Source organism: Parashewanella tropica, from assembly GCF_004358445.1.
GTDB lineage: Bacteria > Pseudomonadota > Gammaproteobacteria > Enterobacterales > Shewanellaceae > Parashewanella > Parashewanella tropica.
Window position 1 is genome coordinate 992,171 of the sequence record NZ_CP037951.1, and the last position, 20,915, is coordinate 1,013,085.

The 20,915-nt window shown below is 40.0% G+C and carries 13 protein-coding genes; 3 read left to right on the top strand and 10 right to left on the bottom strand.

Going from position 1 to position 20,915, the window contains the following annotated elements; genetic code table 11:
* Nucleotide 1: 1 nt before the first annotated feature.
* The 6 genes from E2H97_RS04100 to E2H97_RS04125 form a co-directional block, all read right to left on the bottom strand.
* On the bottom strand, nt 2-1,336 hold the full coding sequence (locus E2H97_RS04100) for an SLC13 family permease (RefSeq protein ID WP_133405956.1): 1,335 nt from the start codon (nt 1,334-1,336) through the stop codon (nt 2-4).
* A gap of 342 nt (nt 1,337-1,678) precedes the next feature.
* A complete protein-coding gene (locus E2H97_RS04105) occupies nt 1,679-2,779 on the bottom strand; it encodes a lyase family protein (RefSeq protein ID WP_133405957.1) in 1,101 nt (366 codons plus the stop codon).
* A gap of 11 nt (nt 2,780-2,790) precedes the next feature.
* Nucleotides 2,791-4,308, bottom strand: coding sequence for a tripartite tricarboxylate transporter permease (locus tag E2H97_RS04110; RefSeq protein WP_133405958.1), 1,518 nt, complete (start codon nt 4,306-4,308; stop codon nt 2,791-2,793).
* Between the two features lie 14 nt (nt 4,309-4,322).
* The gene (locus tag E2H97_RS04115) at nt 4,323-4,775 is read right to left on the bottom strand and encodes a tripartite tricarboxylate transporter TctB family protein (RefSeq protein WP_133405959.1); all 453 of its coding nucleotides are present in this window, start codon (nt 4,773-4,775) and stop codon (nt 4,323-4,325) included.
* Nucleotides 4,776-4,866: 91 nt separating this feature from the next.
* The gene (locus E2H97_RS04120; protein WP_170308244.1) at nt 4,867-6,222 is read right to left on the bottom strand and encodes an OprO/OprP family phosphate-selective porin; all 1,356 of its coding nucleotides are present in this window, start codon (nt 6,220-6,222) and stop codon (nt 4,867-4,869) included.
* 26 nt (nt 6,223-6,248) lie between these two features.
* Nucleotides 6,249-7,220: a tripartite tricarboxylate transporter substrate binding protein gene (locus tag E2H97_RS04125; protein WP_133405961.1), complete on the bottom strand. Its 972-nt coding sequence runs from the start codon at nt 7,218-7,220 to the stop codon at nt 6,249-6,251.
* Between the two features lie 121 nt (nt 7,221-7,341).
* On the opposite strand from E2H97_RS04125, the gene E2H97_RS04130 reads away from it, so the two are divergent.
* Complete coding sequence (locus tag E2H97_RS04130; RefSeq protein WP_133405962.1) at nt 7,342-8,250, top strand: LysR family transcriptional regulator; 909 nt, start codon at nt 7,342-7,344, stop codon at nt 8,248-8,250.
* A gap of 83 nt (nt 8,251-8,333) precedes the next feature.
* On the opposite strand, the gene E2H97_RS04135 is transcribed toward E2H97_RS04130, so the two are convergent.
* From E2H97_RS04135 to E2H97_RS04145, 3 genes are all read right to left on the bottom strand, one after another.
* Nucleotides 8,334-11,897, bottom strand: coding sequence for an ABC transporter permease/M1 family aminopeptidase (locus tag E2H97_RS04135; RefSeq protein ID WP_133405963.1), 3,564 nt, complete (start codon nt 11,895-11,897; stop codon nt 8,334-8,336).
* A gap of 9 nt (nt 11,898-11,906) precedes the next feature.
* The gene (locus tag E2H97_RS04140) at nt 11,907-12,788 is read right to left on the bottom strand and encodes an ABC transporter ATP-binding protein (protein WP_133405964.1); all 882 of its coding nucleotides are present in this window, start codon (nt 12,786-12,788) and stop codon (nt 11,907-11,909) included.
* Between the two features lie 174 nt (nt 12,789-12,962).
* The gene (locus E2H97_RS04145) at nt 12,963-14,282 is read right to left on the bottom strand and encodes a S8 family peptidase (protein WP_170308245.1); all 1,320 of its coding nucleotides are present in this window, start codon (nt 14,280-14,282) and stop codon (nt 12,963-12,965) included.
* A 300-nt stretch (nt 14,283-14,582) separates the two neighbouring features.
* Here E2H97_RS04145 and E2H97_RS04150 point away from each other — a divergent pair, with 300 nt between their 5' ends.
* Both E2H97_RS04150 and E2H97_RS04155 read left to right on the top strand, forming a co-directional pair.
* Nucleotides 14,583-16,778: a TonB-dependent receptor domain-containing protein gene (locus E2H97_RS04150; RefSeq protein ID WP_133405966.1), complete on the top strand. Its 2,196-nt coding sequence runs from the start codon at nt 14,583-14,585 to the stop codon at nt 16,776-16,778.
* 196 nt (nt 16,779-16,974) lie between these two features.
* On the top strand, nt 16,975-18,072 hold the full coding sequence (locus tag E2H97_RS04155; protein WP_133405967.1) for an MBL fold metallo-hydrolase: 1,098 nt from the start codon (nt 16,975-16,977) through the stop codon (nt 18,070-18,072).
* Nucleotides 18,073-18,135: 63 nt separating this feature from the next.
* On the opposite strand, the gene E2H97_RS04160 is transcribed toward E2H97_RS04155, so the two are convergent.
* Nucleotides 18,136-20,853 carry an FG-GAP repeat domain-containing protein gene (locus E2H97_RS04160; protein WP_133405968.1) on the bottom strand — a complete coding sequence of 906 codons (2,718 nt, stop codon included), beginning with the start codon at nt 20,851-20,853 and terminating at the stop codon, nt 18,136-18,138.
* Nucleotides 20,854-20,915 lie beyond the last annotated feature (62 nt).

Here is a 20,915-nt window from a genome sequence, read left to right on the forward strand (position 1 = left end):
GTTATAGCCAGATGAAATGAACCATCAGTAATAGCAACAACACGCACAGAATATTGAGAACGAATCCTTTTTTAACCATTTGAGGTATAGGCACATGCCCAGTGGCATAGACAATGGCGTTTGGAGGTGTGGCAACTGGCAGCATAAATGCACATGACGCAGCAACACCGATAGTCGCAGCCATAAAGATGGCAGGTACGCCAAGTGCCTCAGCTACAGGTACGAAGATGGGAACAAGAATTGCTGCGCTAGCGGTATTACTGGATAGTTCCGTTAAGAACACCACGAAAATAGCAATTGATCCTATTACAATCCAGCTAGAGGTATCGTACAAAGAGTTACTGATCGCGGTTGCGATAAAGTCACTTACACCGGTAAGCTTTAATATTGCCGATAACGCCAGACCACCACCGAATAATAGTAATACACCCCATTCGACTTCTTTTTCGATGTCTTTCCACTCAACAAGGCGAGTGACGCCAATCATGGCGATAGCAAATAGAGCTACGACAACATCAAAGCTAGCTATGCCGCCAAGTGATTTTGATATTGGCTTTGAAAAGCTCCACAGCAGAATAGTGATAAAGAAAATGGAGATAGTCAGAATACGTTCTTTGGTGAACACGAATTCTTTTTGTTGGAACTCGAAGGTGTGATTCAGATCGGGACGGATGCTAAACCAGAGCACAGTCAGAATGGTTGGAAACATGATCAACATTGCTGGAATGCCATATTTCAACCAACCAGTAAAATCCAAGTTCATTTCAAGAGCGACAATGGCATTAGGCGGACTGCCGACGAGAGTTCCAATGCCACCAATACTGGCTGAATAAGCAAGACCTAATAAGGTGAACAGATATACTTTGGCCGATGGCTTTTCAGCACTTTGTTTGATCAAACCTAAAGCTAATGGAGTCATTACTGCAACCGTTGCGGTATTCGACATCCACATCGACATAAACGCAGTTAAACCAAATAACAGCAGCACTGCATTGAGCAGTTTTCCTTTTGCAAGATGCACCACTTTATCAGCAAGTACGACGTCTAAGCCTTGCTTTTTAAGTGCGGCTGCTAGAGTGAAGCCTGCTAAAAACAGGAAGATGATAGGAGTTGCGAAACTTGATAGTGCTTGTTTTAACGGGAGGATCCCAGTCACTGTAGCGCATAGAGGAACCAATAATGCGGTAACGCTAAGTGGAACAGCTTCGGTAAGCCAAAGAATTGCGATGAAGATGAATAAGCTCAACCCTTTAACTAACATAGGGTCGAAAGGTAGTGTATTGAGCATCAAAATATAGCCGATGACGTTCAATACTATGATGTGATTTTTACTCATAAGGATTGCTTCTTTTAGTAATAGTTTGCGTTACTTTGAAGCCTGAGCCTCTTAATTAACGCAGCAAGTCAATGGCTTATATGTTCTGAATCGTGATGTGATATGAAGAACATTTAAAAACCACCCTTAGTGATAACGATCACTCTAATGGCTGTTTATGCTTTTAAAAAGTGCAAAGAATGAGGTTGTAGTTGCGCAAAACGCAATGATTGGGTTGCTTTAAGAAGTTAGTAAGAAATAAATAACCTCCTAGTCCCATTGCTTTTTCTGAGACTAAGAGAAAGTGTGTGATTGAATTGTGCGCGAATACATAGGGTTGCAGACCAACATTTTCAATAGGTCTCAGCGTTGAGCTTTTTCTAAATCAAATCTATTTAGGTTACTTTTCACTTGCTGATGATTAATTTCAAGTTCACAAAATGTGCTATTGATCCACTTTAGAGCACCTGAAGTGAGCATGAAAATTTGCGGTATTAAATACCATTCACTTATCCATACACCGCCTTGGCGCTGATGTTGATGCAACGTTAGTTCATTCATTTGCTCACAGTGTTGTCTTGCGAGTCGAGAAATCGCCTCAGCCATTTCAGAGTTACGTTGATTTCTCTTGTGAGGCATAGAGGACGATGCGCCTTTACCTTTTTCGATAACTTCTTGAAATTCAGCAATATCTGAAGATGAAAGCAAATTAATATTGTGTGCAATTTTGGTTAAAGTGGAACACAGTAATCCAATTGAGTTGATGATTTCAGCGATTCCATCCCGTGCATTTTGCCAGTGTGGTTCGATAACGCTTAGGCCTAACTCGCTTGCGACATTGTCTCTTAATTGCTTTCCATGAGCACCAAAGGCATTAGAGTCGCCCACAGAGCCACTTAATTGCAACCATAAAAAATGGCTTTGTACATGATTGATTGACTCTAAACGCCGCTGCAACTCCGCTTGCCATAAGGTGAATTTTTGTGAAAGTTGCATTGGCATAGCGTATTGACCATTGGTTCGAGCAATAGCGGTAATAGATGAGCTAGATGTGACTAAGGGGTCAATAGTTGTGAGCAGCTTACGAATGGTTTGCTTTATATGCTCAAGAGAGCGTTTTAATTGAATTGCAGTGCAAGTATCCATTATGTCTTGAGTGGTTAGCCCAAAATGTACTTGTGACTGCTGCGCTTTAGGGAGTGCATTTTTCAATTGTTTAACGAGCCCAAGTATGGGTCTGCCTGTCAGTTTCATATCTTCCTGAAGGGCTTGGCGATCTAAATATTCAGCTTTAAGCTGGCTTAATTTCAATGCCGTATCAGCTGAAATTAGTCCCAACTGCGCCTGATGTTTAGCTATGGTTTTCTCTATATCTAACCATAAATGAAGTGTCCTATCTTCATCCCAAATTGAGTTCATATGATCATCAAAAAACAAGTGATGATAAGTTTGCCAATGAAGCATAAGACTAATTCCTATAGCGAGTCGGTTTCATGATGAGAGCGACGATGAGTTAAAAAAATAAAACATCGGATCAAGACGATAACAATACTTAAGCCGATAAAACTTAGAGCGATAGGGCGGTCTAAGATGACATCAATGCTACTTTCTGAGAGTAATTGGGTTTGCAAGAAACTTTCTTCAGCGCCTTTGGTTAAGATGAAAGCAATAATAAAAATCGGTGGAGAAAGCTGTGCCTTTTTCATTAACCAACCACTGACTCCAGCAAGGAGCATAATAAGAACATCAAAACTTGAGCCTGAAAGTGAGTAAACGGAAACAAGGCACGTGATAAAAATGGCGGGGTAGATAATGACTTTTGGCGTGCTCGCGGTAAATTTAGCAATGTAAGGTGATATGAAGTAGCCAATGGCGCCATAACATAAAATGCCAATTACCCCACAAATGAAAACTTGAAGAAAAAAGTCTTGGGAGCTTACTAAAAAAGCTGGACCAAAATCTGAGCCGTGGATGAGTAACGCGCTTAGCAGTACCGTACCCATAGTTGAACCGGGGATCCCAAGGGTTAAAAGTGGGATCATAGATGGACCTGAAACGGCATTATTGGCTGATTCAGCACTGGCTACGCCAGCAAGTTGCCCTTTTCCCCATGAATGAGGTTTAGATGAGCGTGATTTAGAGAAAGAATAAGAAAGATAGGCGGCAACGGCGGAGCCAACACCGGGTAATAAGCCAATAATCGAACCAATCAAGCTTCCAGAGCAAATAGGCATGGCGCATTGTTTAATGTCTTTTCTTGTTAATCTATTATTTCTTCTGTTAACTAACTGTCTAGCCTTCTTTGTCGCAGCAATTTGAACGTTTACGCTTTCCACTTGAATAAGCACTTCTGAGATGACAAAAATACCTATCATTAGTGGGATCAAGTTGATTCCGTTTGCGAGCTCATTTATACCAAAAGTCAGTCTTTCTTGACCTGAGATAGGATCAAGACCAATCGTTGAAACCAGCATGCCAAGCGTGACACACACTATTGAATTTATTGGATGTTTATCAACGACCAATGCCAATACTGTAAAGGTTGTTAAGTAGATGGAAAATAACTCAGGAGGTCCCAGTCTTAGGGCGACAGATGTAAGAAATCCAATGCAAAGCAGTAAAACCAAATCACCAAACAAATCGCCTGCGACAGAAGACAATGCACTCACTTTTAGTGCTTTTTCTGCTTGTCCTTTTTGAGCTAAAGGATAGCCATCAAGCTGAGTGATTGTTGAAGCTGTGGTTCCCGGAGTATTAAATAAAATAGCTGCAATAGAGCCACCATATCTGCCTGCTTTACCCATTACGTACAACAATGCAATGGCAAAAAGAGGATCGATATAGTAAGTCAGGGGTAAGGTTATCGCCATGGCGGCAGAGATCGTTAACCCAGGGATTGCACCAACTAGCATGCCAAAAATGGATGCTACAAGGATCAAAAGTAATAGTTCTGCATCTTGTAATGTTTGAAGAAATACATTTAAAATTTCCATGCTACTCCCCTTGTTTACTCATAACCGACAAGGGGAACAGTGAGTGTTAAACCAAACACTTTATATAAAAGTAAATAAGACAAACTGGTGGCGATGAGGGTGAAGCTAAAAATTGTGAACGGTTTACGAATACCAAAAATGAACAGTACGATTGGGCTTAAAAGTAATAGAGCGATAAAGAAGCCCAGTTTAGAAATAACAAGATAAAAGCTTAAGCTAACTCCAATAAGTAAAATGGGGCTGATATTGTAGCGTAAATCAAATGAAGCGCGTTTTTTCGAGTGGTGGAAATCTTTAATAATCCAATACCCTCCAATAGCGCATAAAATGACGGCAAGGACAGTAGGTAAAGTACCAACCCAGAGTTCATCTTTAATTAAATGAGGGATGAGCAACGACTGCCAAAGTGCCGTTAATCCAATAACAAAGAGTATGACGCCTCTTAGCACAACCTTATACCGTTTCATGTTACATGGAGGTTTCCATTCTATTGTTTTGCACTGACAGCGTGAAGCGAAAATGGGCTACGATCGTAACCCATATACATTAAAAACGATTTTAGAACGTGTACTGAACACGAGCAGTGAAGCCTTTTCCTTTGTCTTGAGTACCAACTAGGCTAGTAACGGCTGCCTCGCTACCTTTAACTTTTGCGTCTTGGTAGTTCAGCATAAATCGTAGTTGTGAGTTCAAGTAGTAGTTCACACCTAGGGTCATTACGTCAATTTCAGTGCCTTGTGATTTATTATCGAGCGCCGCGTTTTTAAATGTTGAATCTGCATTGGTTAAACGAGCATAGACTTCCCACGCATTTTTAACACCTTTAGGTTGCTTGAAAGCACCTTTAGCTTGGTCGTAGTAACGTGATTCACCAGTAATAAAGTAACTACCAGTTACGTAGTAACCGGATAGTTCAGGTGCAGAGTCAGCGCTATTTGTGGTATCAGCATCACGCATGATGTACTCAGATTGAACAGAGAAAGGACCATTTACAGCGGCAAACTCAAGTCCGTATTCATTGATTTTGCTAACAGCAACACCTTTACCGCCTGCATTTGAATCAAGTAGACGAACATTGGTATTACGGATCTCACCACGTGCACGGTTACGAAGCTCTGCATCGCCGTGTTCACGAATAGAACCCCATGCACCTACGTGTATAACAGTGTCTTTTGTGGCAATCGGTGCGTAATTTACACGACCGGTTACAGCCCAAAGATTGTTGCCATCGCCTTCTTTGCGGCCATTGCTTGCACCATCTGCGGCTTGATATATACCCACCGCGTAACGTAAACCAGAGTCTTTGAAGTTTTGGTTTACACGTAAACCCCAGTTGAAGAATGGAGATACAGCATTAACAATGGCTGAGCGAGACATTGCAGTGATGTGATTACTGCTGGTAACGGCTTCTAAAGTGACATCTTCTTTAATTTTACCGATTTGGATTTGAGGACCGCCATTTCTTTTAAAGCCGTTATAACTCAAAATCGCATTTTGAATTCGACCGTCTTCGCGGTTTTTACCTTTGCGGTTGCCGCCACCAAATGCCAAAACAAACTGATAAGCCCAATCTTGGTTTAGATCTCCTGAAATGCCTACACGCGCACGACGAATGAACAGATCGTTTGAGTTATCACCATCATTTTTCGCGTTATAAGCGCCATCGAAATTGTCATAATCTAAGTGAAAGCGACCATTTAGCTTGAAGCTAGTCCCAGTCTTCTTATCTTTAATACGAAGTCCTGCACCTGTGTTTTTAACTTTCGCTGATTTCTTTTCAACTTTCTTTTCTAGCTCAGCCAAACGCGTTTTAAGCGCTTCAATTTCAGATTCGGTCGAGTCAGCGAGCACTGATGTGCTAGCAAACATGCTTACAAATAAACTACTTAGCAAAAATGTCTTATTAGTTTTCATTATTATTATCTCCATAAAGGGTATTTTCAGGGGGATAGAGAAGTGTTGAGTTGGTTAGTTATACGATTAAATAATTCGGTTAGTTGGAATTGGGTTTGTTGGGAATCGGCGTACTTAATGTTTAATCCTTGATTCGCTAGCTTTTCTTTTAAAGTGTTTACCTTTGCTAACTGTTTAAGCATTTGCTGTAACTGGTTCACAATGATCTTGGGCGTATTTTTGGGGGCAAGTAATACAACGGGGGAGGATAGGCTAAAGTTCTTTATCCCTAACTCTGTAAACGTTGGAATATTGCTCATTGCTTCATCGCGAGTGTGGGCGTTTACAGCCAAACCTTTTAAGAGAGATTCATAGCCTTTTAATTGCTGAACACCAATAAAGCCAAAATCCACTTGATGGCTGATTAATGCGGCTCTAGCTGGACCGCCCCCCCTAAAGGGCACATCCCGAACTTTTAAGTGATTAGCGTTAAGAAACCCCATACCACTGAAATGGTGGAAGCTATTTCTTCCAGAGTGTCCCCAGCGCATTTTCGAGTGCTTATCTTGGATGGCTCTTACGAGTTTACTTGTATTCTGATAAGGGCTATCTGCCGGAACGACAAGTGCAGTATTGAGCTCGCCTACTTGGGCGATAACTTGAAATGAACTGAATGGATCAAGGTCGGGCTTTCTATGTAATGACGATAACAATAATGAACTGGCAGAAACTAACAGGAGTGTGTGACCATCAGGTTTTGCCTTTCTTAAAGTCATTGTACCTTTGATACCACCGTACCCCGCTTGGTTGATCACGGCAAAAGGCTGTGTTTTTTGAAAAAAAGGAGCAGCAGCAATGGCTCTAGCATAACTGTCTACTCCGCCACCTGCTTTATAGGGGACAATAAGTTTTATCGGTTTTACAGGGAATTTTTGAGTTGAGCCATAGGCTGTGTTGAACATAGCACTGAATAAGATCAGCAAGGTTAACTTAAAAATAAAAAGGGTATTAGCTTTCATTTTTTAACCTCCTTAAATTAATTTAGTGCTACATGGTATAACTCTAAAGTGAACTAACGGTTTCCCAAAGTGCAAATAAGGAATATACTCTTGCGTAATTTGCATACAGAATGGAGGCTATATGAACATCAAAGCCTTAAGAGCATTTCGAATCACTATGATAGAAGGCTCAATCGCAAAAGCTTCTGAAAAGATGCACTTAAGTCAGTCAGCCATCAGTCGATTGATTTCGTCTTTAGAGGGGGAGCTTAAGCTTGATTTGTTTTTACGAAGCGGAAGAAGACTGATCCCAACTCAGCAAGCACTTGCCTTTGATCGCGAAGCAAGACGTATCCTCGATAACTTAGATGAAATCAAACGTATTGCTGATGAAATACGAACGGCACAAACTCAACGATTAAGAGTGCTGGCAATGCCTCGCGTGGCACCAACGTTAGTTTCACCGACAGTAAAGCGCTTTTTAGAAGAACATTCAGATGTTCATTTGAGTGTTGATGTTCGTACCCACCGTGATGCGGAGCAATGGTTGTTAGGGCGAGAGTACGATTTGGGGATTGGTCCACTTCCAATCAATCATCCAGATATCAGTAGTGAAGTGCTGCTTAAAGTTCGTGCTGCCGCCATTCTTCCTTTAAATCATCCTTTGTGTGACAAAACAGAAATCAATGCCAGCGATTTAAAAGATGAGGCAATGATCGCACTTTTGCCGCATCTATTACTTAGAACTCAAATGGAAGACTTTTTTCACTCAGCGGGACAGGAAAAGGCATTTGCTTGTGAAGTGGCCTCATCACAACTGGCTTGCTTTTTGGTTGCTGATGGCGCAGGTATTACCATTGCAGATTCGCTAACGGCAAAGATAGTTGATAATCAAGTGGTGACTCGCCCAATCGTACCTGAAAGATGGATGTCTTTTGGTATTTTATATCCTAAGTCGGTAGAGTTATCTTCTGCTGCGAAAGAGTTCATTGCACTATTGAAAGCAGATCTCGCTCATTTAGAAAGTGAGCATATTAAGATTGAAAAATAACGTGTCATTAATGCTAAAAATAAAAGCCTCATGATCTACATTAATAGAGCATGAGGCTTTTTAGATTGCAATGTTAGTCCTGACTACAGCTTATAAATATTATCTTTCGAGTCTCTATCAACCAGCCTTACAAACGGGTCTACACCTAAGAATTTAGGCTCAGACTTCGATTTAATCTCAAAGCTCAACTTGTTATCGCCAGAGGTAATTCGATGTTTTTCGAGCATTAACACTTGAGCATCATCCGTCAGTTTTTCTGGATCTTGGCTAAATATCCCGATATCAATTAAGTTATCTAATTGCTGTTCGGTTTCTTCGCCTTTACCTGATGCTGATTTACGAGAAGCAAATACTGTCATATCGACTTTGTAATTCCCGTTCTCAAGCTTGGTAATTTCAGCCTCTTTAACGCGTAGGTCATAGATAGAAATTTGGTTAAAGGAATTATCGACTAAGCGTGCTTGCTCACTGTCCAAGCCCATCTTGAGGTAACTCACCAAATCCAATGTCGTTGGATATGGGTCATTACGATACTTATAACGCTGCAAGAAGGCTTTTAGGTTTGCATTTAAACGCTCTTCGCCAATCGCATCTTTCAGTGCCATCATGATCACTGAACCTTTTTGATAGTGAATATAACCTTGGTTCTCACTTCGCAATAGCGGCATTTCTTTGATGCGTTCGTTCGAGCGACCACGTAAATACCTATCAAGTTCATACTTCATAAACTTACGTAGCATGTTCTTACCGTACTTTTTCTCAAGCACCATTAAAGCTGAGTATTGAGACAAAGATTCAGAAATCACCGCGCTACCTTGAACATTCGCCGCTCCCACTTGATGTCCCCACCATTGGTGAGCCACTTCGTGGGCGGTTACGTAATAAACTGGGTCGATGTTGTCAGGATCTCTCAGGTCACTTATAAAACCGATATTTTCAGAATACGGAACGGTATTGGCAAAGCTCTGGGCAAATCTGCGATATGAAGGGAATTCCATAATGCGCATTTGCTTATGTTGATAAGGACCAAAGTTCTCCGAGAAGTAGTCGATAGAATCTTTGACTGATTCAATCATGCGATCAACATTCCAGTTATGTACTGGGTGGTGATACACCTCTATGCTAATTCCTTTATGTTGCTCTTTTTTCACCTGATATCTGGCTGAAATAAAGGCATAGAAGTTAACCATTGGCTTATCCATTTTGTAATGGAAGTAGCTACGATTATTTTCTTGCCATTCTTTTTGCAGATATCCCGGTGCTAAGGCAATTTGATCATTGGCAGTAGAAATTGTGGTTTCAAACTCAATGAAGTTGCCATCGACACCAAAGAAGTTTTGATGATGATAGCTTTCATCTTCCAGTTTGTTGGCACGTTCTTTATGCGCTAATTCACGTTTTGTACGCTCATGGCGATCAGCAATCTCATAATTGTCTTGGTAGCCGAAACTCGGTAGTAAGCTCCAGTTGTTGATGAAAGTGCCATTTTCAACAACGGCATAATCGACACCAGACTCCTCGATTCCTACTGTTTTACGGGTTAGCTTGATGTGACCTTCTATGATTGCATTAGGTTCCACAGGTTTATCGAATGTCAGCCAAGCACTTCTATAAACAGGGTGGAACTCACCTAGCTTAGAGTTAGGTATCGCAATTTCGACATCTTCAGCCTTGGTATGAGTAGGAAGACCAATTAATACCTTTTCAATCGCTTGATCCGATTTATTTTGCCAAGTGATTGCAAAGTCAGCCTTGATCATTCTATCAGCAGGGAAGATATCCACCTTAGCATTGACCTTAGTCGTCGTTGGTAGAGGAAGAGATTGATATTGCTTATACTCTTTTTCGTAATCTGCACGTCTGTCTAAGCTTTCATCTTGGGTGATGTAGTTGTTTACCACTTTGGTTTGGTAATACAAATAACTACCCGTAGAGATAAACACTAACAAACTGGCTGCAATCGTCGCTTTACCTGTGAAGCCGATTTGGTAACCCAGCGACTTTAAGCGTGACTTAAGTGGTTGTTGAGGTCCGCGATGATACAAACCAAAACCGATCACAAACAAGATTGTGGTTAATGCGCCCCAGTACAACATATACCAAGTATGAGGAGCTAGGCTTAAGCCATAACCATTGAGATCAGAATATTCGGTATTCGGTGAAGTACCAAAGTTATAAAGGCTGTGCCCTAATCCCCAATTTGCCATAATGACTGTGGTTAAGTTGTACGCCACAAATAGTGCCATACCTACATACTTATTAGGCGATATTGCCTGTAAGAAGAAGGCGAGAACCGCACTCATTAAAAATGGTAACAAGTAAAAGTATCCTAGACGGATAGCATACTGCGAAAGCTCAATATGGCCTTGCCCTTTTATGAGCTGAAAACTGATTGTCGTCAGCATAGAAAGCACATAAAGCGTTGCCATAACTAAAGCTACTGCCAGTAACTTGGACGACCAAAAGCTGATATTTTTTACAGGTAGGCTATCAATAATATCGCCCATGCCTGAGTTACGTTCACGCCATACAATCTCGCCGCTGTAATAGATCAAGATAATGACCATCAACAGCCCTGTTGCTTGGACTATGTCAGTTACCATTGCTGTAGTTAATGGCCAATTGGAAGTACCATACCAACCAAAGTCATCAATCATGGGAGCAACCAGATTGAATACTGTTAAAAAGCTCAATACTAGAAATGGTGCACTAAAGATAACTTGCCTGACTTCAAACTTTACCCTTGCCCAAAATTGATCCAAGTTATTTGGTGTGGTTGTAGTGGCAAGGTCTTTTAATGGTTTTAGCTCAGGTATTACCTCAACTTTTTTGCTTTTTGTGTCTTTCTTCTTACTTAGTGTTGGCTGCTTTAAAATGCCAGAGAAAAACAGCATCAACAGAGCTACCCCAAACCAAATTAAACGGTTTTGCAGCAGCAAAGCATCAAACGGCAGCATTTGAGTATTCTTTTCCGCTATCGTCCAATAGCGAGTAATTTCAGAAAAAGTAAAGCGTCCAAATGGATCGAGTAAAGCGGCCAGTTCTCTATACTCAGGGCGACTCGCTAACACACCTGCAAAACTGAAAAAGACCAGCATGGTAACAGCGGTTAAATACAAAGCCATTAGTGAGCGAAATCGATTCGCCATAGTGTAAAACAGTACTGATGTTAAAAATAAACTCGGTACGGCAAGAACAAAAAATGGCTGAATATAAAAGTCCAAAGAGACTGGACCAAGGCGAGTTTGATCTAACCAAGGCATAAATGAGCCAAGTAATAAACCGATTGGTACAAACGCAAAGCAAGTTAGCACAACCGCATAGCTGCCTAATAACCTTCCAAGTTGATACGCGAAAGGATTTAACGGTTTGCTATAAACCAGTTCTTCCATTTGGTGCTGGTGGTTTCTAATTGCGGTACTGCCCACAAAATTAACCACGGCGAACATGGCAATAAATGCCATGATATTGATAGCAATGGCTACGTTGTAGGCACTGTTTTTCATTACTTCACCACCGCCGCCAATGACAACATTGTTAGAAGCAACCGATAGAAAGCTCATTAAGAAAAACAAAAATGACACTATGTAGAAAGAGGGCTGGCGCAAATAATATCGCCATTCAAATGTTAAGCTTGATAGAAACATACTTCCCCCTTATGCCGCAGATTGGTTGCGGTGGCTGTGTAAGGTAGAGAAATATAAATCTTCTAGCCCAGCTTGAGCTGGCGTAAAGCCTTCAGGGCACTCATTGGCAAGTACATTGATAATGGTTTTACCTGCAAATAAGCGCTTAGAAATCACATCTAGCTGAGACTCTAGCTCCTGCGCTTCTTGTTGGTCGCAAGTCTTAGTCCAGATCTGATCATTAAGAGAATGCACTAACTGTTGCGGATGACCTTCAAGCAATATTTTGCCCGAAGCCAATACCGCCATGTTAGAGCAAAGTTCAGAAACATCTTCAACGATGTGAGTAGAAAGAATAATGACTTTCTCTTCACCAAGGCTAACCAAAAGATTATGAAAGCGATTGCGCTCTTCAGGGTCGAGTCCTGCTGTTGGTTCATCGACAATTAAAAGCTGTGGATCGCCTAACAGTGCTTGGGCAATACCAAAACGCTGACGCATACCACCAGAAAAACCACTGACGGCTTTGTTCTTGTGTTGGAAAAGGTTGGTGTGAGCTAAAAGGTTATCAACAATTTCTTTACGTTCTTTTTTGTTGTTAATGCCCTTTAGAATGGCAAGGTGATTCAATAAATCAAAGGCGCTGATCCGTGGATAAACGTTAAAATCTTGTGGTAAATAACCTAATGTTTTTCTGATGGATTGCGGATCAGATAACACGTCAATACCGTTAAAATTGATTGAACCACTATCGGCATCTTGTAATCCTGCGATGGTTCTCATCAGTGAAGACTTACCTGCACCATTAGGCCCAAGTAGACCAAACATGCCTTTATCAATGTTTAAGTTAACGCCATCCAGCGCCTTAACCCCGTTATCGTAAGTCTTAGTTAACCCTGTTATGTTCAGCATTTCTTTCTTCCGTACTGTTGCTAAATTGTTAAATCCTATCAGCTAAAAATGCAATAGTCTTTTTCAATGTGTAATTAATTGTAAATTGAACAAACGAAGGGGTAAGTGATGTTGGGTTGTGACATTAAAAAACAGCCCTATAAAAACTGTTTAGGGCTGTGTTTTAAGGTTTAACTAATTAGGAAGTGAATAAACTAAAGCGTTTGGTGTTTCCTTAGCTCTCTCTTTGTTTTTCCTGCCTGGGAACCAACCTAAGTTCATATTAATTGCCCCAGTAGTCGAGCGTTCGGTTAACTCTTTACTGATCTCAGTTGGGGTTAACTTAGGGTTTTCTTGTAAATACAGAGCCACAACTCCAGCTACATGAGGCGAGGCCATTGATGTACCACTGGCTTTGGCATAAGCATGATCATTACCTATCCATGCTGAAATGATATTTGAGCCTGGGGCAAAAATATTTGTGCATTTACCGTAATATGAATAACTGGCTCGTTTGTCCTTTTCGTCTGATGCGCTAACGGTAATGGCGTTAGGATCATGAGCTGGAGAACCTTTACAAGAATCGAGAACATCAACAGCACTGGTTTTATTTCCAGCTGCAACGACGACAGGAATCCCTGAATTAACCAGCTTATCTACTGCTTGCTCTAAAGCTTGACTAACTTGAGGGCCACCTAAGCTCATATTCACCACACTAGGTGTTTTAGCTTGCTGGGCTAATGTGTATACCTCTTCTAGCCCTGCAATAACATCACTGTCACTTCCTTTTCCTTCACAGCTCAAAACTCTTACTCCAACCACGTTTACATTTTTAGCTACGCCAGAAGTTCCGCCGGCAATCGTGCCTGAAACGTGCGTTCCATGACCATTACAGTCACCAACATCATTGGCAGGGTTTTTCTCATACCCTTTGCCTTTTTTATTGATATAGACGGATGCGCGACCACCAAACTCCTGATGTTTGTAATATAAACCTGTATCAACGACATAAGCTGTAACGCCAGAACCATCGTAAAGATAGGTGTAACTACCGTCTACATCTGAAAGTTTATGCTGATCGATACGAGCTAATCCCCAGTCAACATTTTTGGTCTGCACTTTTTTTGAAGGGGTTGGGGGTTGATTATCAACGGGAATAATGGATACCTGATAATCCGGCTCAATATAGGCGGTACTCGGAAGTTTCGCTAAATCGGCTACTTGTTGCTTATTGGCGGTAACAACAAAACCGTTAAGCATTCGATGAAACTTTTTACCCACTTTGACACCCAGTTGATTCACTGCTTGCATGGCTTGTTCGTTAACCAAGTTGGCGTTTAAGGTGTCTAGACTTTGTGCTGTCATCTGTGAGTTTTTCACTGGTGACTTTAACACCACAATATACTGCTCATTTGTTGAGGGAGTTGAAGTGTTCTGTGCTGAATCCATTGCATGTGCAAAGAAAGGTGCCAGTCCAATGGCTAAGAAAATTTTTGAGAAAGCGTTGTACTGCATGCTCACTGCTCCTGTAACCATATTTTAAAAGAAATTTTTGTGCACTTCAGCATCAACATTCGCTGTGTTTTGCGCAAGAACAATTAGTAATATCGTATATAGAAGTTTGATAGTGATGGGAAAGAGCTACACATCCGTTCTTTTGACGACTCTGTCTCGTACACATTTATTAACAAATATATCTTTTAAATTTGCTAATGATAAGTATTCTCATTTGCGGTTTGTTTCTATATAATTCCGCCAATTTTTTTAGATGAGAATAATGTCGTGAACCAAAAAAGGAAAATATTTTGCTTATCAATGTTAGCTCTTGCAGTACAAAATAACGTTTGGGCTGAAGAAAAGAGCAGTGCGCTTGGTGAAGCTAAAGTTGATGCTATTGAAGTCATTACCGTTAATGGCACCGCTTACAAAAAGAGCATAAAGCTTACCCCGCCAGGTGAGGCTGTTATTTCTCTTAAAGAAATAGAAGTTGAGCAAGCAACCCAGTTTGCGGAACTGATTGACCAGCTACCGGGTGTCAATATGGATGGTGGTACTCGAGTTGGTGGTGAACGAATCAATATGTGGGGTTTTGGTCGCCAAGAAGATGTTCGTGTATTTGTTGATAATGCCCCTATTGGTTTTGAGCAATATCGCTATGGTTCATTTTTCGTTGATCCTGACTTGATTAAGCAAGTCGAAGTGATCAAAGGTGCTCATGACGTTCGTTCGGGCAATGGTGGTTTCGGTGGCTCCATGTATGTGACGACTAAGAGTGCGGCTGACTTTCTTAAATCAGGTGAACATTTTGGTGCCAGAGTAAAATTAGGTCATCGCACTAATAATGATGAGAAACGTTATACGACGAGCCTATTTGGTGAATTCAATTCAGAATGGTCAGCTCTGGCACATGTCACTCATAGCGATGCAAACGATACAACCCTTGCCGATGATAAAAAATTCCTATATTCAGGCTATCGACAAAATAGTGTGCTTGCCAAAGTAGATTGGGATTCTGGTCCTAATTCACTGTCATTATCTTATACAAATTATCAAGATAAAGGTCGTCAACCATGGGCGGTTCGCCGTGGAAAAATGCCTACGATCAGTGCATACAATATTAAAAAGTATGGTGGTCTAGCGAACGCGCTATTTGCTCAGACAGTAATGAACACTTATCGTGATCAAACTTACTCTCTTAACTATCGTTTCAACCCTCAAAGTGACTTGATTGATACTCAAGTACTTGTTTCAACCAGCGATAATAAACGTCATTGGGTACGCCCTAAAATTGCATTTGAAAAAATGTTTGTATCGCTCGGTGCGTTTGGACATGAGTCTTGGTTAGATTATAAACGCCATTTTGTAGACATTAACAATACCAGTTTGTTTGGTGAGCATAGTTTACTGGTTGGTTTACAGTATCTGTATCTCGATCGTGACTCTTTAGTATTTAACAAAAGCCAAGCAAAAAGAGAAAATAAAAACTTCGGACGCTATACACCTTATTACCAACCAAGTGGAAAACAGAGTACCACTGCAATTTATGCGAAGTTAACATATCAATTAACTGAGGACTTAAGCATTTCTCCGTCTTTACGTTATGACCATATTCGTAGTGAAGGTAAAGGAAATCTAGCGTCTGATTACAATACGCCTGAAGCTGGGCATGACTATAGTGCGGTTAATCATAGCGGCTTTTCACCAAGAGTGGCGCTAGATTACGCATTGACTCAAGATACGAACTTATATTTTGATTATGCTTATACCTTGCGTGCACCAGTGGTCGATGAAATCTATTCCGTCCAGTTTCCAAGAGCCAGTAAAGCAATCAGTAGCAGTCGAGATTTAAAAGTCGAACGATTAAACGCTTACAAATTTGGTGTAACCCATATAGAAGAGCAATTGTTCACAGATAACGATACGCTATCTACACAGGTGACACTGTTTTATCACAAAGGTAAAAATGATATCGCACGTCGTTTAGGCGCAAGCGTTAAACCGGGTGATAGAAAGTTTGAACAGTTACAGGGTTACTACACCAATCTAAAAGGGTATTACAACAAAGGGGCAGATTTAGTTATTAACTATCGCTTAGCTGACTTTTATGTCGATGCCAACTTTGCTTACATAAAAGGTGAGCATAAAGGCAGTAGCCTTGATTCAACCGGTAAAGATGAACCATTAAAAGACTTAGCGCCTGCTAATGCTCGATTGAAAATGGGTTATTTCATTACCGAGGAAATCGAACTTGCTTGGCAAGGTCGTTGGTATGACAGAAAGTCTGAAAAAGATTTACCTGCGAAGTCTGCCTTTAGAACTAATCAAACCTCTGACGCTTATTTACTTCAAGACTTGTACTTGAGTTATAAACCGACAAATAGTGTCATTGAGGGATTAGAAGGATACGTAACGGTTAAAAACTTGGTAGATAAAGCGTACACACCATTTTTGAATAATGGCGTACCGGGCGCTGGACGTGACATTCGTGTTGGTCTTAATTATCAGTTTTAATAATTAACCTAAACATGCCCTAACGTTCAAATGACTGAAGCCCAACACTATATGTTGGGCTTATAGCTGTTACATAAATTTACAGCTTTTGAGTTTGTGCCACTCAAACATAATGTTACTTTGTTCCCTAAGAAAGGTGGATTTGGTATTAGCTAACTGATTTTAGCTAGCACTACCAAAAGCAAAGGAATATTAAATGGCGCGGTTATTTTTGTGCTGTCTGTTAGGGACTCTTCTCGTTGCATGTTCAAACACTAATCATGTACAGAGACTGGTTGATGATAACTCTGTAATTAAGTATCGAAAAAACTCACATCAACAAGTCTTTCAAAATCTTTACCCAACAAAGGTAAAAGAGCGGATTTATCCTGTTACTTGTGAAGAAAACTGCTACCCCAAATCCTCTGATGTTAAATGTAAGCTAGATGCAGAAGATTGTACTTTTACAGGACATAATGAAAAAACCGAGTTACAGACAGGTATCGAAATACAGTGGCTAGGTCACGCCAGTTTTTATATTAAGACGTCTGATGAAAGCAGCTTTTTACTTGATCCAATAACAAAGCAATTTGACTCACCTGTCAGCTTTGCCCATTGGCTGACCGGAGGTATTTACCGTAATGAGCCCAAACAATGGTTATCTGAGCAGCAACTTAAAGATGTGGATGCCATTATGTATTCCCATATTCATTACGATCATTTCAACAAAGCTGATATCGACAACATGGAACGAGATATTAAATATCTGGTTCCGCTTGGGTTTGCGAAACACTTTGAAAATGATAATTTTCATATCAATGAAATGGCTTGGTATTCCTCAACCAACATAAATGATACTCCAGTGTCTTTTGTTCCAGCTAATCATTTCAGTGGTCGTATTCTGGTTCCCTTTATTTACAACGATTTTAATCAAAGCTTGTGGGGTGGTTGGCTGATAGAACACAAAGATAAAAAGCTATTTTTTGCAGGTGATACAGGCTACTCCAAGCATTTTAAAGATATCAAAGAGCGTTATGGCGCTATGGATATCTGCTTAATGCCTATTGCTTCTTATCACCATGAGGAAGACGGCGATTGGTATCGATACGTACATTTAACACCTGAAGATGCCTTAGTCGCAGCAGATGAGCTTGAATGTAAGGTGATGATACCTTGGGGCTATGGCAATAACAGTTGGAAAATGGGGGATAAAAGCAGTCATTCTCCATTATTGAGATTGCTACATATGCACAAAAAAATGGATTCTAAAGTATCGCTTTATATTTTGAATGAAGGGGAGAAGGTAAGACTTTGACTTTTTAAAGTAATGAAACAGGGCTTGAGCACCAAACCCTGTTTTAAGAATAGATGTTAGAGTTTATCTAGTTGTAAAAATGGCAGTTCTAGTAGCAAAAGAAATTCTTTCTCGATCGTTACTTTCCCCTTTAGGAGTGAAATGAAAACCGTCTTCGACTGGCTCATTTAAGCTTGGAGACTGCCAGAGTAATTTTCCTGAGGATAGTGATATTCCGCAAACAATGTAGTTTCCAAAAAATGCTCGATCGCCATGAACCAACATCTCATCAAAGCCATTACACTCTTGAGGAAACCTTATATTCTTTAATGGTGTTAAATCTTGACTAAATTCAATGAGCTTTTTATCCACAAAACTACCTTGGTGGTTACAATACAATTTGTTGTTTTGATGATTAAAAGCCATTTTCTTACAACGAGTATGAATTTTTTCTTCAGCAGTCTTAGTTGATACAAATGAAGGGTTTACACTAAAGATCCTCGTTTTTGAGTCAGAAGAAAAACGTCGTGGTGAATATTGAAGAATATTAGTCTTACTGCTAGGTGTACTATAAACTTCATACTCATAATCTGAATGTGAAAGTGTTTTGAAGTCACCAGTGACATCATGAATGGTAGAAGTCTTAAGGTTCACTACTTTAAGCTTATCCTTGGAAAAAATGAGGGCATCTTTGTTTCCGTCACCATCAACATCGTGAATCTTTAAAAAATCAATATAATCTTTACCTATCGAAATTTTCAGTAATTGTTCGGCATTGTTAGCATTTATCGATACTAGATGTTTTTCTTGTATGCCAGCCTCTTCGATGAAAATAACTTCACTAGTGCCGTCACCCTCAATGTCGCTAAGCGCTGTTTTTTCAACGGTAGGCGTGAATCGTCGCTCGAGTGTAAACTGTTTCAGAGTGTTTGAAGTGTTATCTTGATGGGTGAGGTAATACTCATCAAACCAACTACCGGAAGTTAAGCCAATATTTTTAAATACTCCAGGTGATACTTCACCCCAACCCAAATTTAAATAATACCTATTATCGTGTGAACGTGAATAGGTACTATGTTGAGTTCCATTTAAAGGGATAACAAATACGGACTCTTCTCTAACGTTAATAACGTCCAATGAATTATCATTTTCAAGATCACCTAAAAATTGATATTGCAATGGATTATGCGAAGCACTAGCTGGAACGCGTATACTATTACTTATTGAGAGCTTATTATCTTTCCAATCCAGAGAGTGGATAACAACTTGAGAATCATCCGCACATTCTTGCACAACAATTTCGTCAGAGTCATCATTGGTTAGGTTGGTAATAATTACACCACAAGCTCCACCACTTTGTATCAATTCGTATTCAAATAATTTTGATTTTGTAACAGCACTCCAAAACTCTAAGTTACTTGAGTTTCCAGGTACTATCATCTTATAGTCAGTATTGCCAAGGTTAACCAACATGGGGGCTAAGAAAGTGTTTTTATTAAAAATCCTAAATATTTCGTCAGTTTTTAAATCTATGATATACCCATTAGAGGTGACGATTTCCAGTTGTGGATCTTCATCTACATTACCAATGTTAAATGCCTTAAATCCTTCATTTGGTTTGCTATCATATTGCTTTATAACTTCATTTTTTGTTAAGTCATAAATACCAATATATCTGTGTGTTGCACCAAACTCAGTATTAAAAACAATTTCTGGGGTATTATCGTTATTTAAGTCAATAACTTTGAATTTATCTATTGAGCCATACTTTATGCTAAGTATTTCTTCAGCTTCTTTGGTTAAATCGGTGATCTGATATAAGTGTTTATCATCCCTAACCAGAATATCTATCTTTCCATCGTTATTAATATCAGCAGCTTCAATGTATAGATCTGGCGAGCCATTAAATCGATATGGGTAACTCCACTTATGCTTATAACCATCATGAGTTACTTCAACTAAGCTGATAACGTTTCTATTGAGTAGTAATAGCTCTTTCTTACCATCGCCATCAAAGTCAGCGTATATCGGTTTATGATCATGACTTTTATCAAGAGTAAAGGAGCTTGCTATGGGGAGCCCCGCTTTTTCATCGTTGACTTTGATATTACCAGTAAAGACATCTGTCGTATTATCAGCGGTGAGCTTAAATTGATGCTCACTTTGTTGATAAAAAAAGGAATTTGGCGCCGTCCAAGACAACTCTCCATCTTCATTCCATTTTACTTCTGACGGTGATGTAATGATTTTGGGATTTACTAGCTTTTCGTTAGCACTGATAAGTTTTAAAGAAAGTCGTTCATTTGCCTGAAGCTCTTCGCGGGTGGAAGTTGTAGTGAATGAGACGGCTTTATTAAGTACAAACACTCGTTCATTTGAAGAAGGATTACTTAAAACAAGCTGATGTGTAGGGTAAGTTGCTTTGAAACTGGCGGTTTCACCAACAATAGCTCCTGTCGAGTTTGAACAATCTACTCTTCCATTGTATTGGGTGAACTTAAGCGTAACAGTTTGACTGCCATTGCTAGATACAGAGCCTGTTTCATAAGTACCTCTAATTTCGGCTTCGTTTCCTTTTACAGTAAAAGTTTTGTCTGCTTTATATTCGTGAACTTCTTTACAATTATTTTCTGGAAAGTAATCAATCCACTTACCAACAATCTTATTAGTGATAATAGGGGAGGGCTTGGGATTATTTGAAGAGCCATTTTTATTGCCGCTGCTTCCACCTCCACCTCCGCAGCCTTGGAGTGCAATTGCCGAGATCAGAAAAACAGTGATTTTTAAGAGGGTTGATTTCATAGCGCAACATCCGATGTTTAGGAGTAGTGAGTACTATCTTACTCAAGAGCTCGTTTAGAAGA

Bases quoted from the DNA above. Each gene is read 5' to 3' on its own strand.
- E2H97_RS04130 (WP_133405962.1), top strand. From the start codon at position 7,342: ATGAACATCAAAGCCTTAAGAGCATTTCGAATCACTATGATAGAAGGC.
- E2H97_RS04105 (WP_133405957.1), bottom strand. From the start codon at position 2,779: ATGCTTCATTGGCAAACTTATCATCACTTGTTTTTTGATGATCATATG.
- E2H97_RS04110 (WP_133405958.1), bottom strand. From the start codon at position 4,308: ATGGAAATTTTAAATGTATTTCTTCAAACATTACAAGATGCAGAACTA.
- E2H97_RS04150 (WP_133405966.1), top strand. From the start codon at position 14,583: ATGTTAGCTCTTGCAGTACAAAATAACGTTTGGGCTGAAGAAAAGAGC.
- E2H97_RS04155 (WP_133405967.1), top strand. From the start codon at position 16,975: ATGGCGCGGTTATTTTTGTGCTGTCTGTTAGGGACTCTTCTCGTTGCA.
- E2H97_RS04120 (WP_170308244.1), bottom strand. From the start codon at position 6,222: ATGAAAACTAATAAGACATTTTTGCTAAGTAGTTTATTTGTAAGCATG.
- E2H97_RS04125 (WP_133405961.1), bottom strand. From the start codon at position 7,220: ATGAAAGCTAATACCCTTTTTATTTTTAAGTTAACCTTGCTGATCTTA.
- E2H97_RS04115 (WP_133405959.1), bottom strand. From the start codon at position 4,775: ATGAAACGGTATAAGGTTGTGCTAAGAGGCGTCATACTCTTTGTTATT.
- E2H97_RS04140 (WP_133405964.1), bottom strand. From the start codon at position 12,788: ATGCTGAACATAACAGGGTTAACTAAGACTTACGATAACGGGGTTAAG.
- E2H97_RS04145 (WP_170308245.1), bottom strand. From the start codon at position 14,282: ATGCAGTACAACGCTTTCTCAAAAATTTTCTTAGCCATTGGACTGGCA.
- E2H97_RS04160 (WP_133405968.1), bottom strand. From the start codon at position 20,853: ATGAAATCAACCCTCTTAAAAATCACTGTTTTTCTGATCTCGGCAATT.
- E2H97_RS04135 (WP_133405963.1), bottom strand. From the start codon at position 11,897: ATGTTTCTATCAAGCTTAACATTTGAATGGCGATATTATTTGCGCCAG.
- E2H97_RS04100 (WP_133405956.1), bottom strand. From the start codon at position 1,336: ATGAGTAAAAATCACATCATAGTATTGAACGTCATCGGCTATATTTTG.